The sequence below is a fragment of the Bradyrhizobium sp. 139 genome, assembly GCF_023074175.1.
Taxonomy (GTDB): Bacteria; Pseudomonadota; Alphaproteobacteria; order Rhizobiales; family Xanthobacteraceae; genus Bradyrhizobium.
Map to the genome: position 1 here is coordinate 231,268 of NZ_JADPKS010000107.1, position 19,105 is coordinate 250,372.

Here is a 19,105-nt window from a genome sequence, read left to right on the forward strand (position 1 = left end):
GTCCCTTGTCGGGGACGGAACCTAGCGCGGCCGCGCTCGCCGATACTTCGTTGAGTGTCGAAGTGTCTTAACCGACTGCCCCGACCTCGAACACCTCGCCGTCATAGCCGGCTTCGCGAGGGATGCGGAGTTGGCGGCCGCTCTCAGTCTTCGTCATGACCGGCATCACCGTGACGACCGACAGGCCGCGGGCGTGCTCCAGCGCGGCGCTCACGCTGCCCTGCTTGGCGAGCCGGATCAGGTTGCGTGTGGTCGGGAACGGCAGCTTGAAACGACCGCTCTCTCCGCCCTCCACCGCCTCGCGCGGCGACAGCCAGATCGAATCGGTCGACTCCCGCCCGTCATGGGCGCCGAGCTGGTCGGGCGGTGCGGCGGCGAGAAAGAACCAGGTGTCGAAACGCTTCGGCATGCCCTCCGGTGTGATCCAGTGCGCGTAGGGCACCAGCGTATCGAGCGCGAGTTGGAGGCCGTTGTCGGCCAGGACGCTCAGGAAGCTGATCTTGTGCTCGTTGAGCGCAACGCGGTGCTTGTCCGCGATCTCGCCAGCGCGCTTGGCGTCGATCGGTGCGCCCGAGTCCTTCGCCCGCGCCAGCAGGATGCCGCTCTCCTCAAAGGTCTCGCGGATCGCGGCGATTCGAAAACCGCGGTCCGCTTCGCTTAAGCCCTCGCCGCCCGAATAGAGGTCGGAGCGGGCGACGATCTCCTTGTCGCCGGCATCGACGCTGCCGCCCGGAAACACCAATGCGCCCGAGTTGAACTCGATCTGATGATGGCGGACCATCATAAACACCTCGACTTCCTTTGCGCCATCGCGCAGCAGGAGGATCGTCGAGGCTGGGCGTGATGCGGCGGTCTCGGCCATTCGACTAACCTGCGGCGCTCGATTGCGGGCCAAGATTGGCGCGCTTGTCGACACGGGCGACGCGCGACAGGAGATAGTCGACCTCCGTCTTCGCCGCCGGCGTAATGGTCGCGCCCGGCTTGCGCTGAGCGCTGGAGGCGATGATGCCGCGCTTCTGCAGCACGTATTTGCGCACGGCAAGGCCCGCGCCGGGCTGCTGCTCGTAGCGGATCAGCGGCAGATGGGCGTCGAACAAATCGTGCGCGGCGTCGCGCTTGCCGTCCTTCGACAGCCGCACGACGTCGATGAGAAGCTCCGGGAAGGCATAGCCGGTCATGGCACCGTCGGCGCCGCGCTCCATCTCGAAATCGAGGAACAGCCCGCCATTGCCACAGAGGATCGAAAGCGGCCGCAGCGAGCCGTCTTTCTGAGAACTGCGCAGCGTCGAAATCTTTTCCAGCCCTGGCCAGTCCTCGTGCTTGAGCATCACGCAGTTCGGATTGTCGGTGACTATCTTGCGGATCACCGCAGGCGTGAACACCACAGACAAGGTCAGCGGATAATCCTGAAGCACCCAGGGCACGTCGGGGCCGATGGCCTCGGCCGCCTGCTTGAAATAGCCGATGATCTGATCGTCGGTGCGAAGCGACGGCGGCGGCGCGATCATGACGCCGGCCGCGCCCGCGTCCATCGAGGCCTTCGCCAGCGAGCGCATGGTGGCAAAGCCGGGCGCGGAGACGCCGACGATCACCTGCATCTTTTTGGCGCGCTTGACGAAGCGCACCGCCACCTGCTCGGCCTCGGCCGCATCGAGCTTCGGCGCCTCACCGAGGATGCCCAGCACCGTGACGCCGTCGCAGCCGACCTCCTCGTAGAAATCCGTCAGGCGGTCGATCGAGCGCTCGTCGATCCGGCCGTCGTCGTGGAACGGCGTCGGCGCGATTGCGAAAGTGCCTTTGGCGTCGGCGGTAAGTTTCATCGTCTTTCCTTGTCTCTCTCTTGTCATTCCGGGGCGCGACGAAGTCGCGAGCCCGGAATCCATAACCACGATCCGGAGTATGAATCCTCAGATGCGCAATTGCGCATCATAGCTCACGCTTCGCGTGCCCCGGAAGGACGGCCGCCTAAAACCGCCGTGCTCCCATCTTGATCTGCTCCTCGGAGAAGAAGATCTCGTTGGCGTGATCCGCGATGTCCTGGGCCTTCCAGCCCGTGTGCGGCGGTTTCCAGCCTTCCGTTTCCATCATCCGCATTTCGCGCACGCCGCGGGGCCCGGACACGCCCAGCACCTTGCCGGTCTGGTCGCCCGACAAGTCGCTGACCATGTATAGCACGGCCGGCGCTATGCCGTCCGGCCCCAGCGCCGCACCGGGGTTCTCCTTATAGCGGGGCAGGTCTGCCGTCATGCGGGTCAGCGCGCCCGGGGCGAGCGTCCAGATCCGGATGTTGTATTTGCGCCCCTCGATCGCCAGCACGTTGGACAGGCCCCAGATGCCGCCCTTCGCCGCGCCATAGTTGGTCTGGCCGAAATTGCCGATCAGGCCCGAGGTCGACGAGGTGTTGACGATGACGCCGCCGCCGTTTTCCCGCATCCAGCGAAATACCGGCATGGTGCAACAAAAGGTGCCCTTGAGATGCACCTTGATCACCTTATCCCAGTCGGACTCGGTTGCCTTGGAAAAGGTCTGGTCGCGCAGGATGCCGGCATTGTTCACCAGGATGTCCGCGCGGCCAAAGTGCTTGATGGCGTCGTCGAACACCGACTGGCCGCCTTCCATGGTGGAGATATCGGCGCCGTTGGCCACCGCCTTGCCGCCCGCGGCCGTGATTGCGTCGACCACGAGTTGCGCCATCGACTTGTCGGCGCCGGAGCCGTCGCGGGGCCCACCGAGGTCGTTGACGACGACGGACGCCCCTTCCCGCGCGAACAGCTTTGCATAGGCCTCACCGAGCCCCCCGCCCGCGCCGGTGATCAGCGCGACCTTACCGTCGAGTAGTCCCATGGTGGCTTCTCCCTGGTTTTTGTTCTTTCTTGTCTCGCCCCGCTTGCGGGGAGAGGTCGATCGCGCAGCGATCGGATGAGGGGGACTCTCCGCGAACTCAACTGTCACCGTCCTCGTGGAGACTCGCCCTCACCCCACCCTCTCCCCGCAAGCGGGGCGAGGGAGTGAAACGTCGGTGCCTTCCTAACCCAGCACCGTCTTGCCGTTCTTGATCACGGTGACGCCGCGCGATTTCACCTTGGCTTCGAACGAGATCGTGTTGCCGTCCTTCCAAAGGTCCATGGTCACGGTCTCGCCGGGATAGACCGGCGAGGAGAACCGCGCTACGTGCTGGCGGAAGGCGGAGGCGTCGTAGTCGGCATAGGTCTGGAGCACGCCGCGGCAGGTGATGCCGTAAGTGCACATGCCGTGCAGGATCGGGCGCGGGAAGCCGGCCTTCTTCGCGAATTCCGGATCGGAATGCAGCGGGTTGCGGTCGCCGCAAAGACGATAGACCAGCGCCTGGTCGGGGCGCGTGACGATGTCGATGGTCTTGTCGGGCGCGCGCGAGGGAATCTTGTGCGGATCGGGCTGGGTCAGGTTCGGCCCGCCAAAGCCACCGTCGCCGCGGGCGAAGCGCGAGGCGACCAGCGTTGCCAGCTTCTCGCCCTTCTCGTTCTTGAGCACGGTCTGGTGGCTGATCACGACGCCCTTGTCCTTGCCCTTGTCGTAGACCTCGACCACGGAGGAGTCGGCGGTGATGTGCGCGGCCACCGGCAGCGGCTGGTGGAAGGTGATATCGCGCTCGCCGTCGACCACCATCACACGGTTGAGATTCATCTCGCCCGGCCCCGCACCCCACGCCGCGACGGAGGCAAAGGTCGGCACCACCTTCAGCGGCCGCGGCGTCAGCGTGCCTTCGTTGACGAAGGCGAGCTCGTTCTCGTCCATCGGATCGGCGCCGAGCCCGATGCCGTAGGCGTAGAGCATGACTTCGCGGTCGCTGTAGGCGTATTTCTGGCCGATGTTTTTCAGGCCTTTGAGTTCTTCGTATCTGGCGGACATGTTCTTGGTTTCCTCCCGAAACTTTTCTGCGCGCGACGCCGCTCGTTAATGTGCCCTCTCCCCTTGTGGGAGAGGGCTGCGAAGTGCTCGCAACAAACTCACTTGGGTGAGGGGTTGCTTCCACATCAAAAGCTCTCTCTGCGGAGCGATACCCCTCATCCGGCGCTTCGCGCCACCTTCTCCCAAGGGGAGAAGGGAAGAAGTCAGACCGGCGTGAAGAACGGCAGCGGCGCGCCGTCGGTCGGCTTGAACACCACCTTCACCTTCTGGCCGATCTTCAGCTTCTCGAGATCGCAATCGACGAAATTGGTCTGGAGCGAAGGCCCCTCCTTCAGCGTGACGTAGCCGATCGCATAGGGACCGGCCGGCGATTTCCGCATCAGGCTGTACGTGTAGATCGTGGCCTCGCCGGAAGACTCCTCCCACACCGTCTTGTCCGAATAGCAGAACGGGCAGATCGCGCGCGGGAAGTAGTGCGCCTCGCCGCAGGCGGTGCAGCGCTTGATCATGAACTTGCCCTGCTTGGCCGCATTCCAGAACGCGGCGGTCTCCGGATTCGTCACGGGGGCCGGATACTTCTTTGCTTCGCTCATCACACGCGCTCCAGAATGGCGGTCGAGGCGGCGTGGCGAACGCCGAGCAGGCCGCCGGTGCCGTGGGCGATGGCGAGATCGCAGTTCTTGACCTGCACCTTCGGATGCGCCTCGCCGCGCAGCTGCCTGACGGCTTCGATGATTTTTGTCATGCCGCCGCGGTTGACGGGATGATTGCTGCACAGGCCGCCGCCATCGGTGTTGAACGGCAGCTTGCCGACGCCCGAGATCAGATTGCCGTCGGCGACGAACTTGCCGCCCTCGCCCTTCTTGCAGAAGCCGAGGTCCTCGAGCTGCATCAGCACCGTGATGGTGAAGCTGTCATAGATCGAGGCGTACTTGATGTCCTTCGGCGTGATGCCCGCTTCCTCGAACGCGCGCGGGCCGGACCAAATTCCGGCGGAGTAAGTGAGGTCGATATCCTTGCCGCCGCGCGGGCCCTTCATCGCCTCGCCATGGCCGATCAGCTTGACCAGCGGCTTCTTCAGGCTCCTGGCGATCTCGGGCGTCGTCACGATCAACGCGCCGCCGCCGTCGGAGACGACGCAGCAATCCATGCGATGCAAGGGATCGGAGATCATCGGCGAGTTCAGGACGTCCTCGACAGTGACGACGTCCTTGAGCATCGCATGCGGATTGTATTGCGCGTGATGGGAGGCTGCGACCTTGATCCAGGCGAGCTGCTCGGAGGTGGTGCCATAGTCGTGCATGTGGCGCATGGCACACATGCCATAGGCATTGTGCGTGGTCGCGCCGTACGCCATCTCGAAATCGGCCTCCGCGCCGGCCGCACGCGGCGGCATCGCCCCGGTGCGCGGCTTGCCCGCCAGCGTGATCAGCGCGATCGAGCACTTTCCCGCGGCAATGGCTTCGGCGGCATGGCCGAGATGGATGATGTAGGAACAGCCGCCGGTTTCGGTGGAATCGACGTGGCGGAGCTTTTTGGTGTTGAGGCCGAGATAATCGACCATCGGCCAGGCCCCGCCGGGAGCATCGCCCGCGCAGAAATAGCCGTCGACGTCGTCCTTGCTGAGCCCGGCATCCTCGATCGCGCCCTTGGCGACCTCGGCATGAAGCTGGGCGGTGGATTTGTCCGGCGCATGCCGGGTCGGGTGTTCGTAGATCCCGGCAATGTAGGCCTTGCCCTTGATGGTCAAAACTTCAGGTCTCCGCGCTCGCGTTTCTTCTTGCTCCGTTTTTCTGAACCGCGAGGGCCTGATTGGCAAGCGCGGAAATATTCCGTCGGGCGAGAGGGCAGCGGCTTGGCGCAATGCCACCCGTCATTGCGAGCGCAGCGAATGACGGCGTATGGCGCAGGCAGAGTCCTAAAGGTGTTTTGCCCGACGGCACAACGATTTTCTTTTTTTCGAAAACAACCCCATGCAAAGTAGAACGGCGTTGATTTGAAAGAAGAAATCGTAGGGTGGGCAAGCGAAGCGTGCCCACCTCTTCTGATGCGGTCGTGTTGAGATGGTGGGCACGGCGCTTTGCGCCTTTGCCCACCCTACGGGAGCGCCCTACTCCGCCGCGATCTGGCGCGGCGCGGGCGGTGGGCTCGCGAGATCGGCGGCGAGCTGGGCGTAGCGGGCCTTGGCGTCCGCGACCGCCTTCTCCTTCACCGGGCCGAAGCCGCGGATGCGGTCGGGCAGCGACAGCAGTTCGACGGCGGTCTCGATCGTGAGCGGCGACAACAGGCCGAGCACGGTGGCGACGTCCTTCTCGTAGCCGGCGATCAGGTCGCGCTCGAGCTTGCGGTCGGCGCTGCGGCCGAAAATGTCGAGCGGCGTGCCGCGCAGGAACTTGAATTTCGCCAGCACGCGGAACACGCCCAGCATCCACGGGCCGAAGGCGCGCTTCTTCGGGCGTCCCAGCGCATCGACGCCGCGGCTGAGGATCGGCGGGGCGAGGTTGAAGTTGAACTTGAAGTCGCCCTCGAACTGGTCGCGGAGCTGCTGCTCGAAGGCGCCGTCGGTGTAGAGGCGCGCAACTTCGTATTCGTCCTTGTAGGCCAGGAGCTTGGCGTAGTTCACCGCGACCGCGCGCGGCAGCGCATCGTCATAACCGCCCTGCTTGGCGGCATCGCGGACCTGATCGACCAGCTTGCGATAGCGTTTCGCGAGGCGGCCGTTCTGATAGGCGGTCAGGTGCTTGGCGCGATGCTCGATGACCTCGTCCAGCGTCATAGCATCCAGCGTCTTCGGCGCGACGCCCTCGTCGGTCCCCTTCAGCATGTCGGCAAGGCGCTGTGGATCGGCCACCGCGAGGCGGCCGAGGCGGAAGGCCTCCTTGTTCATCTTGACGGAGACGCCGTTGACCTCGATCGCCTGCTCGATCGCTTCCGCCGACAGCGGCAACAGACCCTTCTGATAGGCATAGCCCATCATCATCATGTTGGTGGCGATGCTGTCGCCGAGCAGCTGCTCGGCCGGCTTGGTGAAGTCGAAGAAGACCGAGTCCTTGTGCAGCGCCGTTTCCAAGAGCCCGTTCAACTTGCGGGTCTGGAAATTGAAGTCTCGGTTGAGGACGAAGTCGGCGGTCGGAATGATGTGGCTGTTGATGATGCCGCGGGTGCGGCTGGTGTCGCAGAGCGAGATCGTGTCCTTGGCAACCGCAACCACCTCGTCGGCGGCAAGCACGACATCGGCCGTGCCGGTGACGATGCGCGAGCATGTCACCTCGGCGGGGTGGTCGGACAGACGGACGTGGCTGAGCACCGCTCCGCCCTTCTGCGCGAGACCGGACATGTCGAGGATCATCGAGGCCTTGCCCTCGATATGCGCGGCCATGCCGAGCAGCGCGCCGATCGTCAGCACGCCGGTGCCACCGACGCCGCCGACCGCGATGTTGTAGGGCCGCTCCAGTGTCGGCCGCGACGCCGGCTCCGGCAGATCGCCGATGTCGCCAACGCCCGCCGGCGCGCGCTTGCGCATCTTGCCGCCATCGACGGTGACGAAGGATGGGCAAAAGCCCTTTACGCAGGAATAGTCCTTGTTGCAGGTCGACTGGTTGATGGCGCGCTTGCGCCCCATCTCCGTCTCCAGCGGCTCGACCGAAATGCAGTTCGATTGCACCGAACAATCACCGCAGCCTTCGCAGACCGCGGGATTGATGAGCACACGGCGCGCCGGATCCTCCAGTGTGCCGCGCTTGCGGCGGCGGCGTTTTTCAGCGGCACAGGTCTGCACGAACACAATAGCGGACGCGCCCTTGACCTTGCGCAGCGTCTTCTGGACCGTGTCGAGTTCATCGCGATGCGCGGTCTTGACGCCGGGCGCGATCTCGTTCGCCGGATAGGCATCTGGATTTTCCGAAACGAGATAGATGTTGCGGATGCCTTCGCTGTGAAGCTGGAAGGTGATCTGCTGCGGCGACAATTCGCCGTCGACATGCTGACCGCCGGTCATCGCGGTCGCGTCATTGTAGAGGATCTTGTAGGTGATGTTGGCGCCAGAGGCGACCGCCTGGCGGATCGCGAGACTGCCGGAGTGGAAATACGTGCCGTCGCCGAGATTGGCGAACACGTGCTCTTCCTTGGTAAAGGGGGCAACACCGACCCACGGCACGCCCTCGCCGCCCATATGCGTAAAGGTCTCGGTCGAACGGTCCATCCACAGCGCCATGAAGTGGCAGCCGATGCCGGCAAAGGCGCGGCTGCCTTCGGGCACCTTGGTCGATGTGTTGTGCGGGCAGCCGGAGCAGAAATACGGGGTGCGGGCGACAGGCGCGGTCGCCTGCATTTGCGAAGCCTGGCGGCCGTTGAACCAGTCGGCCTTGGCACGCAGCATGGTTGCAATTTCGGGATTAAGATCAAGTCGAAGCAGACGCTCGGTCAGCGAACTGGCCAGTGAGGCGACGCTGAGTTCTTCGGCAAAGGGAAGGAAGCGCTTGTCGTGATCGTCCATCTTGCCGATGATGCGGGGACGGACGTCGTCGCGCCAATTGAACAGCTCTTGCTTGACCTGGTTCTCGACGATCTCGCGGCGCTCTTCGATGATGAATATCTCTTCGAGCCCGACCGCGAATTGGCGCACGCCTTCCGGCTCAAGCGGCCAGGGCATGCCGATCTTGTAGAGGCGAAGCCCGATCTTGGCAGCGACCTGCTCCGTGATCCCCAACTCGCGTAGCGCCTGCCGCACGTCCTCATAGCTCTTGCCCGACGCCATGATGCCGTAACGGGCGTTCGGCGAATCCATGGTGATGCGGTTGACCTTGTTGGCGCGCGCGAAGGCGATCGCGGCAAAGCCCTTGTAGTCCTGGAGGCGGCGATCCTGGGCAAAACGGTCATCGGGCCAGCGCAGATTGAGGCCACCCTCGGGCATCTCGAAATCGGTGGGGATCACGAACGGCGTCATCTCGTCGGTGAGGTCGATCTCGGCTGTGGTCTCCACCGTCTCGGTAATCACCTTCATGCCGACCCAGCAGCCGGAGTAACGCGACATCGCAATGCCGAGCAGGCCCATCTCGATCATCTCGTGGATGCTGGACGGGTAGAGATAGGGCATCAGCGCCGACATGAAGGCGTGGTCGGACTGATGCGGGACGGTGGAGGATTTGGCGCCGTGGTCGTCGCCGGCGAGACACAAGACTCCGCCGTTCCTGGCGGAGCCCGCAGCATTGCCGTGGCGGAAAACGTCGCCGCAGCGGTCCACGCCGGGACCTTTGCCGTACCAGATGCCGACCACGCCGTCATATTTCGCGCCAGGCGAGAGGTTGAGCTGCTGCGAGCCCCAGACCGCGGTGGCGGCCAGATCTTCGTTCACGCCGGGCTGGAACTTGATGTTGTACTGCTCGAGATGCTTTCGCGCGGCGAAGAGCTGCTGGTCGTAGCCGCCGAGGGGCGAACCGCGATAGCCGGAAATGAAACCCGCGGTGTTGAGGCCGTTGGCGCGGTCGCGCCGGATCTGGGCCATGGGCAGGCGAACCAGCGCCTGGATGCCCGTGGTGAAGACGTGTCCGGTGTCCTGGGTGTATTTCTGATCGAGACTGATCGGACCCTGGTTGATGCCCATGTTGTCCTCTTCCGCCCTTTTTTTGGCGTTTGGCACTTAAGCCGTTGCCTGCCCGCTGTTTTTAGCTAGGGCGCGCCGACCATCTCCGCCACTCTATGTCGGATATTTCACGCTCCGCATCACAAATCTGCCCCTTGGGAGGCGCCGGGTAAAAATCGCAACTTCATGCCTGGAAGGTGCCGGCGATTTTCAGTTTGTGTCACCATACCCCCGCCGTCGCGAAACGACGTGAGGCTCCTATCCGGGCGATTGGTCGCAGGAGAGGCTTTCGATGCGGATGATTCTGGCTGTTGTCGCGTTGTGCAGTGCAGTTGCGAGCGCGGCTCTCGCCGCCGAGCCGTCGCCGGAGCTGATCGCCTATGGCAAGGCGCTGGTGCAGTCCGGCGATTGCGCGGGCTGTCACACTGCCGATCCGGCAAAACCATTCGCGGGCGGAAAGCGCATCGATACCCCCTTCGGCGCGATCTATGCGCCAAACCTGACGCCGGATCGCGACACCGGGATCGGCGCCTGGACCGACGCCGATTTCACCCGCGCGGTGCGCACCGGCATCGCGCCTGACGGCTCGAACTACTATCCGGCCTTCCCCTACCCTTACTTCACGCGGATGACGAAGGACGACACGCTGGCGATCCGGGCCTATCTCGGAACACTGGCGCCCGTGGCGAGCCGCAACAAGCCGCCGGAGTTGCGCTGGCCGTTCGGCTATCGTGGCCTGATGCGGGTCTGGAACACCATGTATTTCAGGCCCGGACTGTTCGAGCCGGACCAGAGCCAGAGCGCGGCGTGGAACAGAGGCGGCTATCTCGTCACCGGGCTCGCACATTGCGGCGCCTGCCATACGCCGAAGAATTATTTTGGCGCGGACAAGCAGGCGCAGGCGCTCTCGGGCAGCGAGGTCGGCGGCTGGTTCGCGCCGCGGCTCGACGGCGCCGCGCGAACGGGGCTGAAGTCATGGAGCGCCGAAGACCTCACCGAGTATCTGCAAAGCGGGCGCAACGCCAAAAGCCATGCCGGCGGGTTGATGGCGGAAGTGGTCGTCAACTCGACCTCGAAGATGAGCGATGCCGATGTGCGTGCGATCGCGGTTTACTTGAAGAGCCTGCCGTCCTCGCGGCGCGAGACGATCGTGACGCCGCCCGACGATGCCGAGATGAAGGTCGGCCAGGCCGTCTACGCAAAACTCTGCATCGCCTGCCATGAAGCCGACGGCTCCGGCGCACCGCGCATCTATCCGCCGCTGCCCGGCAACGCGCTGCTGCAATCGGTCAACCCGTCCTCGACCTTGCGCATCATCATCGAGGGCGTCCACACCGTGACAACGCCACGCGCGCCCAACCCCGGCGAGATGCCGGGCTATGCCAAGCAATTGTCCGACGAAGAGATCGCCGCGGTGACGAACTACATCCGCAATTCCTGGGGCAACGCCGCGCCGCTGGTGACGCCGGCGCAAGTGGCGAAGGCGCGGCGGCAAGAGCCGTAGTTCCTGCACCGCCACGAGGACGCTGCGCTCCCTCGCCCCGTTCTTACGGGGAGTGCGTTGGGGTGAGGGGCTGCTTCCGCGAAGAAGGCGCCAGTTTGACTCGCGGAGACTCCCCCTCACCCGGAATTTGCTTTCGCAAATTCCGGCCTCTCCCCGCACGCGGGGAGAGGCGAAGAAAGAGCAGCTACCGCTCATCTTCCGTGAACACGAATTTCGGCATCTCCCATTTGTAGTGGACCGCGAGCAGGCGGAAGCTGATGCCGAGGACAAATGTCAGGATGGTCCAGAGCTCCGCGTTGAGTTTCAAGCCGAACGCGGTGGCGTAGAACAGGCCGGTGACGACCGAGACGCTGGCGTAGAGCTCGGAGCGGAACAGCAGCGGCACGTCGTTGCAGAGCACATCGCGCAACACGCCGCCGGCGCAGCCTGTAACCATGCCGGAGACGATGACGATCGGTAGCGTGGCATCCATCTGCCAGGCGACGTCGCAGCCAGCCATGGTGAAGACGACGAGGCCGATGGCATCGAGCACGATGAAGGCGACCTTCAGCCGGTGCACGAGCCGCGCGATCAGGATGGTGAGGAAGGCAGCGCCGCCGGCCAGCGCGAGGTAGATGGGATTAGCGACCCAGGCCAGCGGATAGTGCCCGAGGAAGAGATCGCGCAAGGTGCCGCCGCCGAGCGCGGTGATGCAGCCGAGGAAGCAGACGCCGAGCCAGTCCATGCTGCGGCGCCCCGCTGCAAGCGCAGCCGTCATGCCTTGCGCGGTCAACGCGAGCAGCGACAACAAATGCAGCACGCTATCGCTCGGTGGCAAGCTCCACATCGCTTTGTTCCCTTCCCCTCAAATGGAACCGACGCCCAGGGTTCCAGATGAACAGGTTCCCGATTCCTCGCGTGGGGGCAACAAGCGACGAAAGCACCAAGGAGGGCGGAACAGAATCTCGCATCCACGGGTTGTCCGGCTGCAATCAACGAGGAGACCCAATCGATGGCTGACGACCGTTTTCCCAACGATCCGTACCGCCCGAACCTCGCCGACGATGAGTATCTTCGCGCGGCGCGCCGGGATGCCGATCTTCAGGTCGACCCCGAGCTGGGCGAAGGCCCCGCCTCCAGCGGCAAGGTCGCGCTGTTTGCCGTGGCCATCGCCCTGGTGCTGGGTGCCGTGTTCTACGGCCTGAACAATACGAGCACGGGCGACCAGGCGAGCAACACGCCGGCAACGCAGACCGCCCAGCAGGCTCCGTCTGCGAATCCGGCCACCCCTCCCGGCATGCGCGACGTGACGCCGCGCAACAACACCCAACCCGGCACGACCACGGGTGCTGCCCCGAGCAAGGCGGCCCCGGATACGCAGGCGCCGTCTGACGGCGCGAAGTAACAGCAGCACGACGACTGTCATCGCCCGGCTTGACCGGGCGACCCAGTGCTCCGAGACGGTCGTGATCAATCGAGAAGCCGCGGCGTACTAGGTGCTCCGCCTTCGCGGGGCATGACACCGAGAGGAAGATGGAGCGACGGGACAAAAGTCCCGCCGCTTTTCGCTTGCTTAGCTGAACATCTTGTTGAGCTCGCCGCCGGGATAGCCGCTGCCGAGTTCCGTAAACGTCCCCTTCTCCGCCATCTCCTTCGCGGCGCGCATGAAGCCGCCCCAGGCGGCGCGGGCGAGCGAACCGCCGACGCTGATCCGGCGCACACCGAGATCTTCGGCCTCCTGCAACGACAGGCCGGACGCGCCGATCAGCAGGTTGAAAGGTTTGGGATGCACCGCCTTCACCACAGCGGCGATGTCCTCGCGACTCTTCAGGCCCGGCGCGTAGAGGCAATCGGCGCCGGCGTCCGCGTAGGCGCTGAGGCGGTCGATGACGAGCTTGAGGTCTGTTACGCCCCACAGATACGCCTCGCAGCGGCCAACCAGCAGGGTGCCGCTGTCGCCGATCGCCTTGCGCGAGGCCTTGATGCGCTCGACCGCGAGCGCGCGCTCGTAGATCGGCTTGTCCTTGTCACCGGTGGAATCCTCGATCGAAAGGCCGGCGACGCCGGTGCGCACACCGCGCTCGACATTGTCCGCAACCTTGTCCGGCTCGACCGCGAAGCCGCCCTCGAAATCCGCGTTGACGGGGATGTCCACGGCCGAGCTCAATGCTGCCAGATGCTGACAGACGTCCTCGACGGTGACTTGGTTGTCGGCCTTGCCAACGGTCCAGGCGAAGCCCGCGCTGGACGAGGCAAGCGCCTTGAATCCGAGATGCTGCAACGCCTTGGCGCTGCCGACATCGACCGGATTGGGCAGGATGAAGCAGCCGCTCTCGTGCATCTTCTTGAACGTCGCGCGCTTGTCGGCGGTCGTCACGTGCATGTTTTTCTCCCTTTGTTGGCCGCGCAGAGATGGGGATGCGCCGCGCGAGGCGCTAGTGCGCGTCGTGCACAGCGCGGCTGTCCTTCGGCGCCTCGTCCCGATCATTCATGCCATAATCGCGGATGACGCTGGCGATGCGCAGATGATAGTCGGCAAAGATCTTCGCCCTGCCCTTCGCCTGCGTGCGCCGGTGCTCGATCGTGTTGCGCCAGGCCGCAACCGCCGCCTCGTCGCGCCAAAACGACACCGACAAAATTTTGCCCTTCTCGGTCAGGCTTTCGAAGCGCTCGACCGAGATGAAGCCGTCGATGGTCTGCAGGATCGGCTTCAAATCGGCCGCGAGGTCGAAATAAGTTTGGCGGTGTTCGGGCTTGGGCCAGACCTCGAAGATCACGGCGATCATGGGCGTCTCCTATCGTTGATAGGCCTACAATACCACCTTGCGCAGGAAGGTGCGCTCTTCCGCGAGGATGAATTTGTGCTCCTCGGCAAAATCGAAGTTGGCCATGCCCTCCGCGTCCTGCCGCAGCCGGGCGCGATAGGCCTCGTAGGCGGCCAGACTCTCGAAGGTGATCAGCGCAAGCGCTATGTTGTTGGTGCCCTCGTGCGGCATGAAATAGCCGATCAGGTCGCCGCCGCATTTCGGGATGATGGTGAGCCAGCGCTTCGAATATTCCTCGAACTGCGCGCGTTTGAACGGATCGAGCTGGTAGCGGATGAAGACGGTGACGGACATGATGGGCTCCTGTGTTTGTGCCCCTCATCCTGAGGAGCGCGGAACGCGCGTCTCGAAGGATGAAGGCCCGGCACTCGGCCTCGCCCTTCGAGACGCGCGCAAGAGCGCGCTCCTCAGGGTGAGGATCGGGCTTCCGGTTTCGCTTCGCCGTTCGTTCGCAACGACGATGTAGAGCCACGCTACGCCCTTGCCCGACCGCGATGCTTCGGTTATCATCGAAGCATGAAATCCGGACCCGACATCGCCATGGTCGCCTCGCTGGTCGGCGATCCCGCCCGCGCCAACATGCTGACTGCGCTGATGAACGGACGCGCGCTCACGGCCAGCGAGCTTGCACAGGAAGCCGGCATCACGCCGCAGACCGCGAGCTCACACCTTTCGAAGCTCGAGGCCGGCGGGCTGGTCGAGCCGGAGAAGCAGGGCCGCCACCGCTACTACCGCCTCACCGACGATGACGTCGCCGGCGTGCTCGAAGGGCTTGCGGGGCTTGCCGCACGCACCGGCCACATGCGCGTGCGCACCGGGCCGAAAGATCCGGCGCTGCGGCGCGCGCGGATCTGTTACGACCATCTCGCCGGCGATCTCGGCGTGCAGATGCTCGACACCATGCGCACGCGAAACCTGGTCAGGCAGAAGAAACAGGACATCGAGCTGACGGCTGAAGGCGAGCGCTTCCTCGCAAAGCACTTGCAGATCTCGTCCGACATGCTGACCCATCCTCGCCGCCCGGTGTGCAAGGCCTGCCTCGACTGGAGCGAGCGGCGCCACCATCTCGCCGGCACATTGGGCGCCGCCATGATGCAGCGCTTCGCCGAACTCAAGTGGGCCGCGCGCGACGCCACGCCCGGCAGCCGCGTGGTGAACTTCACGCGCACCGGCGAGAAGCAGTTTGCCGCGCTGTTCGGCGACGGGAAGGACTGATCACGCGGAGCCGCGTGAGATTGCACATTTGCGTGTGAGCGCCTGCCGCCGTCGTGGCCGGGCTTGACCCGGCCATCCACGGGTTTATCGCCATCGGTGCCACACATCAGAGACCTCCATGAACCGCATCCTCCCGGCCGCGCTCGCCGCCGCCCTCCTCGCTTCCCCGCTCACATCCATCCACGCCGCCGATACCGCCCCGCGCGAGCCCTATGGTATCGCGCTCGAAGGCTTTGCCTATCCCTATCCCGTGCACCTGCTGCCGGTCGTCAATGACGGCGAGCAGCTCGGCATGGCCTATATGGACGTGGCCCCTCAGCAGCCGAACGGCCGCACCGTGGTGCTGCTGCACGGGCGCAATTTTCCGTCGAGCTACTGGGCGCCCGTCATCAAAATGCTGAGCGAGGCTGGTTTTCGCGTCGTGGTGCCGGACCAGATCGGCTTCGGCAAATCCTCCAAGCCGACGGGCGAATTGCACTTCGACACGCTGGCGCGCAACACCATCGCGCTGCTCGATCATCTCAAGATCGACAAAGCCGAGATCGTCGCGCATTCGCTCGGCGGCATGCTGGGGGTGCGCATCGCTCGTGCCTATCCGGACCGCGTCGCCCATTTGGTGCTGACCGCGCCGATCGGGCTGGAAGACTACCGCCTCTACGTGCCGCCGGCGTCGACCGAGAAGATGCTCGAAACCGAGGACAAGCTCACCGCCGACGGTTATCGCAGGCAGCTGCAGACCAATTATTCGATCAAGCTGCCGGCGGATGCGATCACGCCGTTCATCGATGCGCGCTTCAACGTCAAGGGCAGCCCCGACTATCCGCGCTGGCTGCGCGCCTTCGTCAGCTCCGGGCAGATGATCTATCGCGAGCCGGTCGCGCACGAGATCGCGCTGATCACCGAGCCGACGCTGTTCATCATGGGCGCCGACGACCACAACGCGCCGGGCCGGCCGAACGCACCGGAGGCGCTGCGCGCGAAAATGGGAGAGAATGCCGAATTGGCAAAAGCGCTTGCCGCGAAGATGCCGAACGCGCGGGCCGAAGTGATCCCGGACGCCGGCCATCTAGTCTTCCTGGAAGCACCGGAGAAGTACAAAGAGCTGCTGCTGGGCTTTCTCGGCCGCTAGCGCCATCGCTGTCACCTGAAGCCAGATGCGCAGAACGTTCATGCCGCATTCAGGTCATGATAGCCAGGGTTTGAATCGCGACGTGTCGGCACCCCCTGAGATTTAACGTGTCGAATCGTGTCTCTTGATTCATTGTGCGCCGCAAGCGCCAAGCCCCCCCAAAGACTTGCCGCCCGAAGACTTGCCCCCGAAAGACTTGCCCCCAAGCACGAGAAGGAAGATCAAATGAAATATCTGTTCGCCGCCATCATGCTCGCCAGCGCGGTCGTTGGTTTCAGCGAGGCGGCCAGTGCCGCCGGCGGCTGCGGCCCCGGTTGGTATCGCGGCGCCTATGGCGGCTGCCGCCCGATGCGCGGTGGGGTCGTCGTACGCCCGGCTCCGATCGTGGTTGCGCCGGCCCCTGTCGTCGTCGTGCCGCGCGCGCGCGTCTGCCCCTATCGCTTCCGCTGGTACGCCGGCCGCTGCCGCCCGTTCTGAACCCCCTTTTTCGCATTCATAAAGCGGCCGCGCGGGATCAGCCTGCGCGGCCATTTTTTGAACGCCTGAGCTCTCATCGTGGCGGGACCGCGCCGAATCAAAACGGGAACCGCAATTGCGGTTCCCGTCCAGAGCTCGACGAATGCGAGCTTACCAGCGGCGACGGTGCCAGCGCCGGCGACGCCAGCCCCAATGACGGCGACCCCAGCCCCGGTGGCGGCCATGCCAGTGCACCTGTTCGGGCGTCAGCCTGGCAGCTTCCTCACTGGTGGTGACGGCGGAATGAGCGTCTGGATTGCCTTGCGGCGTGCGCGCGGGATCACCGAGCGGCTGCGGCGATAATGGCGCGGCTTGTGCGGTCGCAGTCAACGTCGCGGCTCCAGCCGCGACGCCGAATGCAAGTTTCAAAAAGTTCCGGCGCTCCATGACATGTCCTCCAGGCTATCGAGCAAGTGATGCAAAGGGAGTGTCGCGGTCACGACATGAACCAAAGCTGAATCGCACCTTCAGATTCATCAAGAGGGACGCTAGCCCGGATGGAGCGCAGCGTAGTCCGTGTTTCGTGCCACGCGGGCAGTCGTGCGATGCGCTGGTCTGTTCCCGGATTACGCTATCGCTCCATCCGGGCTACGGGACTTGGTCGGTGCTACGCGAGCGCAGCTACTTCGCAAACTCCTGCGCCAGCACCAGCGTCTCGCGCGTGCGTTTGACGTCGGGCCAGTCGCGGTTGAAATCGGCGACGAGCTGCCTCAAGGCATCGCCCTTGAGCATCGTATCGAGCGCGACCTCGTCATCGAACTGATACATCGCCTGATGCAGCGAGGGATCATCCAGGCTCCAGAACCGCCAGGCTTTGCTGACGCCGAACGCCTTCACCGCGGCTGGCACATGTTCCGTCTCGTACCATTGGTCGAAGGCGGCACGTTTGCCGGGGTCGGTGACGGTGGCGCGGACGACGAAGAACGCTGATGGCATCGGGTTTCCTCCTGTTGTTTGGCGGCAGCATAGAAGGTTATCGTCGCGGCAACAAAAAGCCCGCGCGACGGAACGTCACGATAAGCAAGATCATCATGGGCCTCGTTGCGATCACCTGCCTGTGGCCGGCCGCCTCGCCCGCCGAAATCGCCCGCTCTCTGCCTGCGGAGAAAAAATCTCTCACGATGTCGGAACGCGAGCTTGTCGCCCGTCCTATGTTCTGAGCAGCACTGGAGACACCGCATGACCGACCTCACCCTCACCACCTTCGACTGGGTCCCCGAGATGCCGCGCGGTTTCGTGCGCGACCTCCGTGTGCGCTGGGCGCTGGAAGAGGCCGCCTTGCCCTATCGCGTCGCGAGCGTGCCATTCGGCGACCGCAGTGCCGCGCATTTCGCGCATCAGCCCTTCGGCCAGGTGCCGTGGCTGACCGACGGCGACATCTCGATCTTCGAGAGTGGCGCGATCCTGCTCCATCTCGGCGAGCGCAGCGCAGCGCTGATGCCCACCGATCCGCGCGGTCGCAACGAGGCGATCAAGTGGATGTTCGCGGCGCTCAATTCGGTGGAGATGGCCAGCCTGCCCTGGTCGCTCCTGAAGTTCATGGGCGAAGCCGGCGACACGCCGGCATGGAAATTTCTGGACGGGTTCCTCAAGCTTCGTCTCAAGCACATGGAGCCGGTGCTGGCCGGCCGCGAATGGCTCGCGGGGCCCTTCTCCGTCGCCGACATCCTGATGTCGGACGTGCTGCGCCTGGTCGATCATTTCGATGGACTGACGGAGCATCCGGCCTGCCGCGCGTACGTCGCGCGCGCCACGGGCCGCCCGGCTTTCGCCAAGGCCCGCGCCGACCAGATGGCACATTTCGCTGCGGCGGACGCCGCACGATCTGCGTGACGTGCCGCACATAACCAACCCGGCATTGGCCATACGCTCGCAACCGTCGCAACAAAGCAATTGGCTTCAATTCATCAGGGCGAAAGGTGACACATGGCCCGCATCGCATATCTCAAAGACCAGCTTGCCCGCGCCGAGAGGCTGGCAAAAGCGATCCTCGACCAGCAAACCGCGGAACGCCTCCAGGCGTTCGCAGCCGAATGCCGCACAGAGTTGCAGATCCTGTCGCGCAGGGCTGCGTGAGGCATTGACGGTCCGCAGCGCGCCGCGTCAGACCAGCTTCATCGGCGCATCGGCGACCACGCGCAGGTCAATCCTGCTGATCAGTTGAGACCGAAGCGCCTCCGCATCACCGATCGCGCTCTCCGTCTGCCGCAACGTGCTGACATTCGAGCCGAGCGACACGATCCCGCCCAGCACCAGAGCGATCGATCCGAGCGCGGCGGTCTGGCCTGTCCCGAACAGGCCGAGGATCGTGATCAACAGCAGCGCCGCACCGCCGCCGATGGCAATCTTGGACGCCAAGATATACTTCCGGCATCGCTCGGCGATCGCGGCCAGCGCCTCGATCCGCGCTTCGATGTCTGAAATCTCGTCGGTCGGATCGTCTTCGGTCATTGAATCGAGAATGCCAA

22 protein-coding genes are annotated in these 19,105 nt (G+C 64.4%); 8 read left to right on the top strand and 14 right to left on the bottom strand.

The window, feature by feature from the left end:
• Nucleotides 1-67: 67 nt before the first annotated feature.
• The 7 genes from IVA80_RS25200 to IVA80_RS25230 form a co-directional block, all read right to left on the bottom strand.
• Nucleotides 68-862 (bottom strand): NUDIX domain-containing protein, encoded by a 795-nt coding sequence (locus IVA80_RS25200; RefSeq protein ID WP_247436806.1) that lies wholly within the window; start codon nt 860-862, stop codon nt 68-70.
• 4 nt (nt 863-866) lie between these two features.
• A complete protein-coding gene (locus tag IVA80_RS25205) occupies nt 867-1,820 on the bottom strand; it encodes a dihydrodipicolinate synthase family protein (protein WP_247436809.1) in 954 nt (317 codons plus the stop codon).
• Nucleotides 1,821-1,965: 145 nt separating this feature from the next.
• Nucleotides 1,966-2,844 carry an SDR family oxidoreductase gene (locus IVA80_RS25210; protein ID WP_247436812.1) on the bottom strand — a complete coding sequence of 293 codons (879 nt, stop codon included), beginning with the start codon at nt 2,842-2,844 and terminating at the stop codon, nt 1,966-1,968.
• A gap of 183 nt (nt 2,845-3,027) precedes the next feature.
• On the bottom strand, nt 3,028-3,888 hold the full coding sequence (locus IVA80_RS25215) for a MaoC family dehydratase (protein ID WP_247436814.1): 861 nt from the start codon (nt 3,886-3,888) through the stop codon (nt 3,028-3,030).
• A gap of 203 nt (nt 3,889-4,091) precedes the next feature.
• The gene (locus IVA80_RS25220; protein ID WP_247436817.1) at nt 4,092-4,481 is read right to left on the bottom strand and encodes an OB-fold domain-containing protein; all 390 of its coding nucleotides are present in this window, start codon (nt 4,479-4,481) and stop codon (nt 4,092-4,094) included.
• Nucleotides 4,481-5,638 (bottom strand): thiolase domain-containing protein, encoded by a 1,158-nt coding sequence (locus IVA80_RS25225; protein ID WP_247436820.1) that lies wholly within the window; start codon nt 5,636-5,638, stop codon nt 4,481-4,483. Before IVA80_RS25225 ends, IVA80_RS25220 begins: the two co-directional genes overlap by 1 nt.
• 360 nt (nt 5,639-5,998) lie before the next feature.
• Nucleotides 5,999-9,490: an indolepyruvate ferredoxin oxidoreductase family protein gene (locus IVA80_RS25230; protein WP_247436823.1), complete on the bottom strand. Its 3,492-nt coding sequence runs from the start codon at nt 9,488-9,490 to the stop codon at nt 5,999-6,001.
• 271 nt (nt 9,491-9,761) lie between these two features.
• On the opposite strand from IVA80_RS25230, the gene IVA80_RS25235 reads away from it, so the two are divergent.
• Complete coding sequence (locus IVA80_RS25235; RefSeq protein WP_247436827.1) at nt 9,762-10,973, top strand: cytochrome c; 1,212 nt, start codon at nt 9,762-9,764, stop codon at nt 10,971-10,973.
• A gap of 184 nt (nt 10,974-11,157) precedes the next feature.
• On the opposite strand, the gene IVA80_RS25240 is transcribed toward IVA80_RS25235, so the two are convergent.
• Nucleotides 11,158-11,799, bottom strand: a complete 642-nt coding sequence (locus IVA80_RS25240; RefSeq protein WP_247436831.1) for a trimeric intracellular cation channel family protein — start codon at nt 11,797-11,799, stop codon at nt 11,158-11,160.
• A gap of 165 nt (nt 11,800-11,964) precedes the next feature.
• Here IVA80_RS25240 and IVA80_RS25245 point away from each other — a divergent pair, with 165 nt between their 5' ends.
• Nucleotides 11,965-12,357 carry a hypothetical protein gene (locus IVA80_RS25245; RefSeq protein WP_247436834.1) on the top strand — a complete coding sequence of 131 codons (393 nt, stop codon included), beginning with the start codon at nt 11,965-11,967 and terminating at the stop codon, nt 12,355-12,357.
• 168 nt (nt 12,358-12,525) lie between these two features.
• Here IVA80_RS25245 and IVA80_RS25250 read toward each other — a convergent pair whose 3' ends face one another.
• The 3 genes from IVA80_RS25250 to IVA80_RS25260 are packed head-to-tail and all read right to left on the bottom strand — an operon-like array spanning nt 12,526 to nt 14,071.
• Nucleotides 12,526-13,335, bottom strand: coding sequence for an isocitrate lyase/phosphoenolpyruvate mutase family protein (locus IVA80_RS25250; RefSeq protein ID WP_247436837.1), 810 nt, complete (start codon nt 13,333-13,335; stop codon nt 12,526-12,528).
• A gap of 52 nt (nt 13,336-13,387) precedes the next feature.
• Complete coding sequence (locus IVA80_RS25255; RefSeq protein WP_247436840.1) at nt 13,388-13,738, bottom strand: antibiotic biosynthesis monooxygenase; 351 nt, start codon at nt 13,736-13,738, stop codon at nt 13,388-13,390.
• A 24-nt stretch (nt 13,739-13,762) separates the two neighbouring features.
• Nucleotides 13,763-14,071 carry an NIPSNAP family protein gene (locus IVA80_RS25260; protein ID WP_247436843.1) on the bottom strand — a complete coding sequence of 103 codons (309 nt, stop codon included), beginning with the start codon at nt 14,069-14,071 and terminating at the stop codon, nt 13,763-13,765.
• Between the two features lie 222 nt (nt 14,072-14,293).
• Here IVA80_RS25260 and IVA80_RS25265 point away from each other — a divergent pair, with 222 nt between their 5' ends.
• The 3 genes from IVA80_RS25265 (at nt 14,294) to IVA80_RS25275 (ending at nt 16,598) form a co-directional block, all read left to right on the top strand.
• Nucleotides 14,294-14,992: a winged helix-turn-helix domain-containing protein gene (locus IVA80_RS25265; protein WP_247436845.1), complete on the top strand. Its 699-nt coding sequence runs from the start codon at nt 14,294-14,296 to the stop codon at nt 14,990-14,992.
• Nucleotides 14,993-15,110: 118 nt separating this feature from the next.
• Nucleotides 15,111-16,121 (top strand): alpha/beta hydrolase, encoded by a 1,011-nt coding sequence (locus IVA80_RS25270; RefSeq protein ID WP_247436847.1) that lies wholly within the window; start codon nt 15,111-15,113, stop codon nt 16,119-16,121.
• Nucleotides 16,122-16,346: 225 nt separating this feature from the next.
• Complete coding sequence (locus IVA80_RS25275) at nt 16,347-16,598, top strand: hypothetical protein (protein ID WP_247436849.1); 252 nt, start codon at nt 16,347-16,349, stop codon at nt 16,596-16,598.
• A 150-nt stretch (nt 16,599-16,748) separates the two neighbouring features.
• On the opposite strand, the gene IVA80_RS25280 is transcribed toward IVA80_RS25275, so the two are convergent.
• Both IVA80_RS25280 and IVA80_RS25285 read right to left on the bottom strand, forming a co-directional pair.
• Nucleotides 16,749-17,024 (bottom strand): twin-arginine translocation signal domain-containing protein, encoded by a 276-nt coding sequence (locus IVA80_RS25280; RefSeq protein WP_247436851.1) that lies wholly within the window; start codon nt 17,022-17,024, stop codon nt 16,749-16,751.
• A 234-nt stretch (nt 17,025-17,258) separates the two neighbouring features.
• Nucleotides 17,259-17,573 carry a hypothetical protein gene (locus IVA80_RS25285; RefSeq protein ID WP_247436853.1) on the bottom strand — a complete coding sequence of 105 codons (315 nt, stop codon included), beginning with the start codon at nt 17,571-17,573 and terminating at the stop codon, nt 17,259-17,261.
• Here IVA80_RS25285 and IVA80_RS25290 point away from each other — a divergent pair.
• The 3 genes from IVA80_RS25290 (at nt 17,567) to IVA80_RS25300 (ending at nt 18,713) form a co-directional block, all read left to right on the top strand.
• Nucleotides 17,567-17,797: a hypothetical protein gene (locus tag IVA80_RS25290; RefSeq protein WP_247436855.1), complete on the top strand. Its 231-nt coding sequence runs from the start codon at nt 17,567-17,569 to the stop codon at nt 17,795-17,797. The two genes, IVA80_RS25285 and IVA80_RS25290, sit on opposite strands and share 7 nt — an antisense overlap.
• A 19-nt stretch (nt 17,798-17,816) precedes the next feature.
• Nucleotides 17,817-18,470: a glutathione S-transferase family protein gene (locus IVA80_RS25295; protein WP_247436857.1), complete on the top strand. Its 654-nt coding sequence runs from the start codon at nt 17,817-17,819 to the stop codon at nt 18,468-18,470.
• 93 nt (nt 18,471-18,563) lie between these two features.
• Nucleotides 18,564-18,713: a hypothetical protein gene (locus IVA80_RS25300; protein WP_247436859.1), complete on the top strand. Its 150-nt coding sequence runs from the start codon at nt 18,564-18,566 to the stop codon at nt 18,711-18,713.
• 27 nt (nt 18,714-18,740) lie between these two features.
• On the opposite strand, the gene IVA80_RS25305 is transcribed toward IVA80_RS25300, so the two are convergent.
• Nucleotides 18,741-19,088: a hypothetical protein gene (locus IVA80_RS25305; RefSeq protein WP_247436861.1), complete on the bottom strand. Its 348-nt coding sequence runs from the start codon at nt 19,086-19,088 to the stop codon at nt 18,741-18,743.
• Nucleotides 19,089-19,105 lie beyond the last annotated feature (17 nt).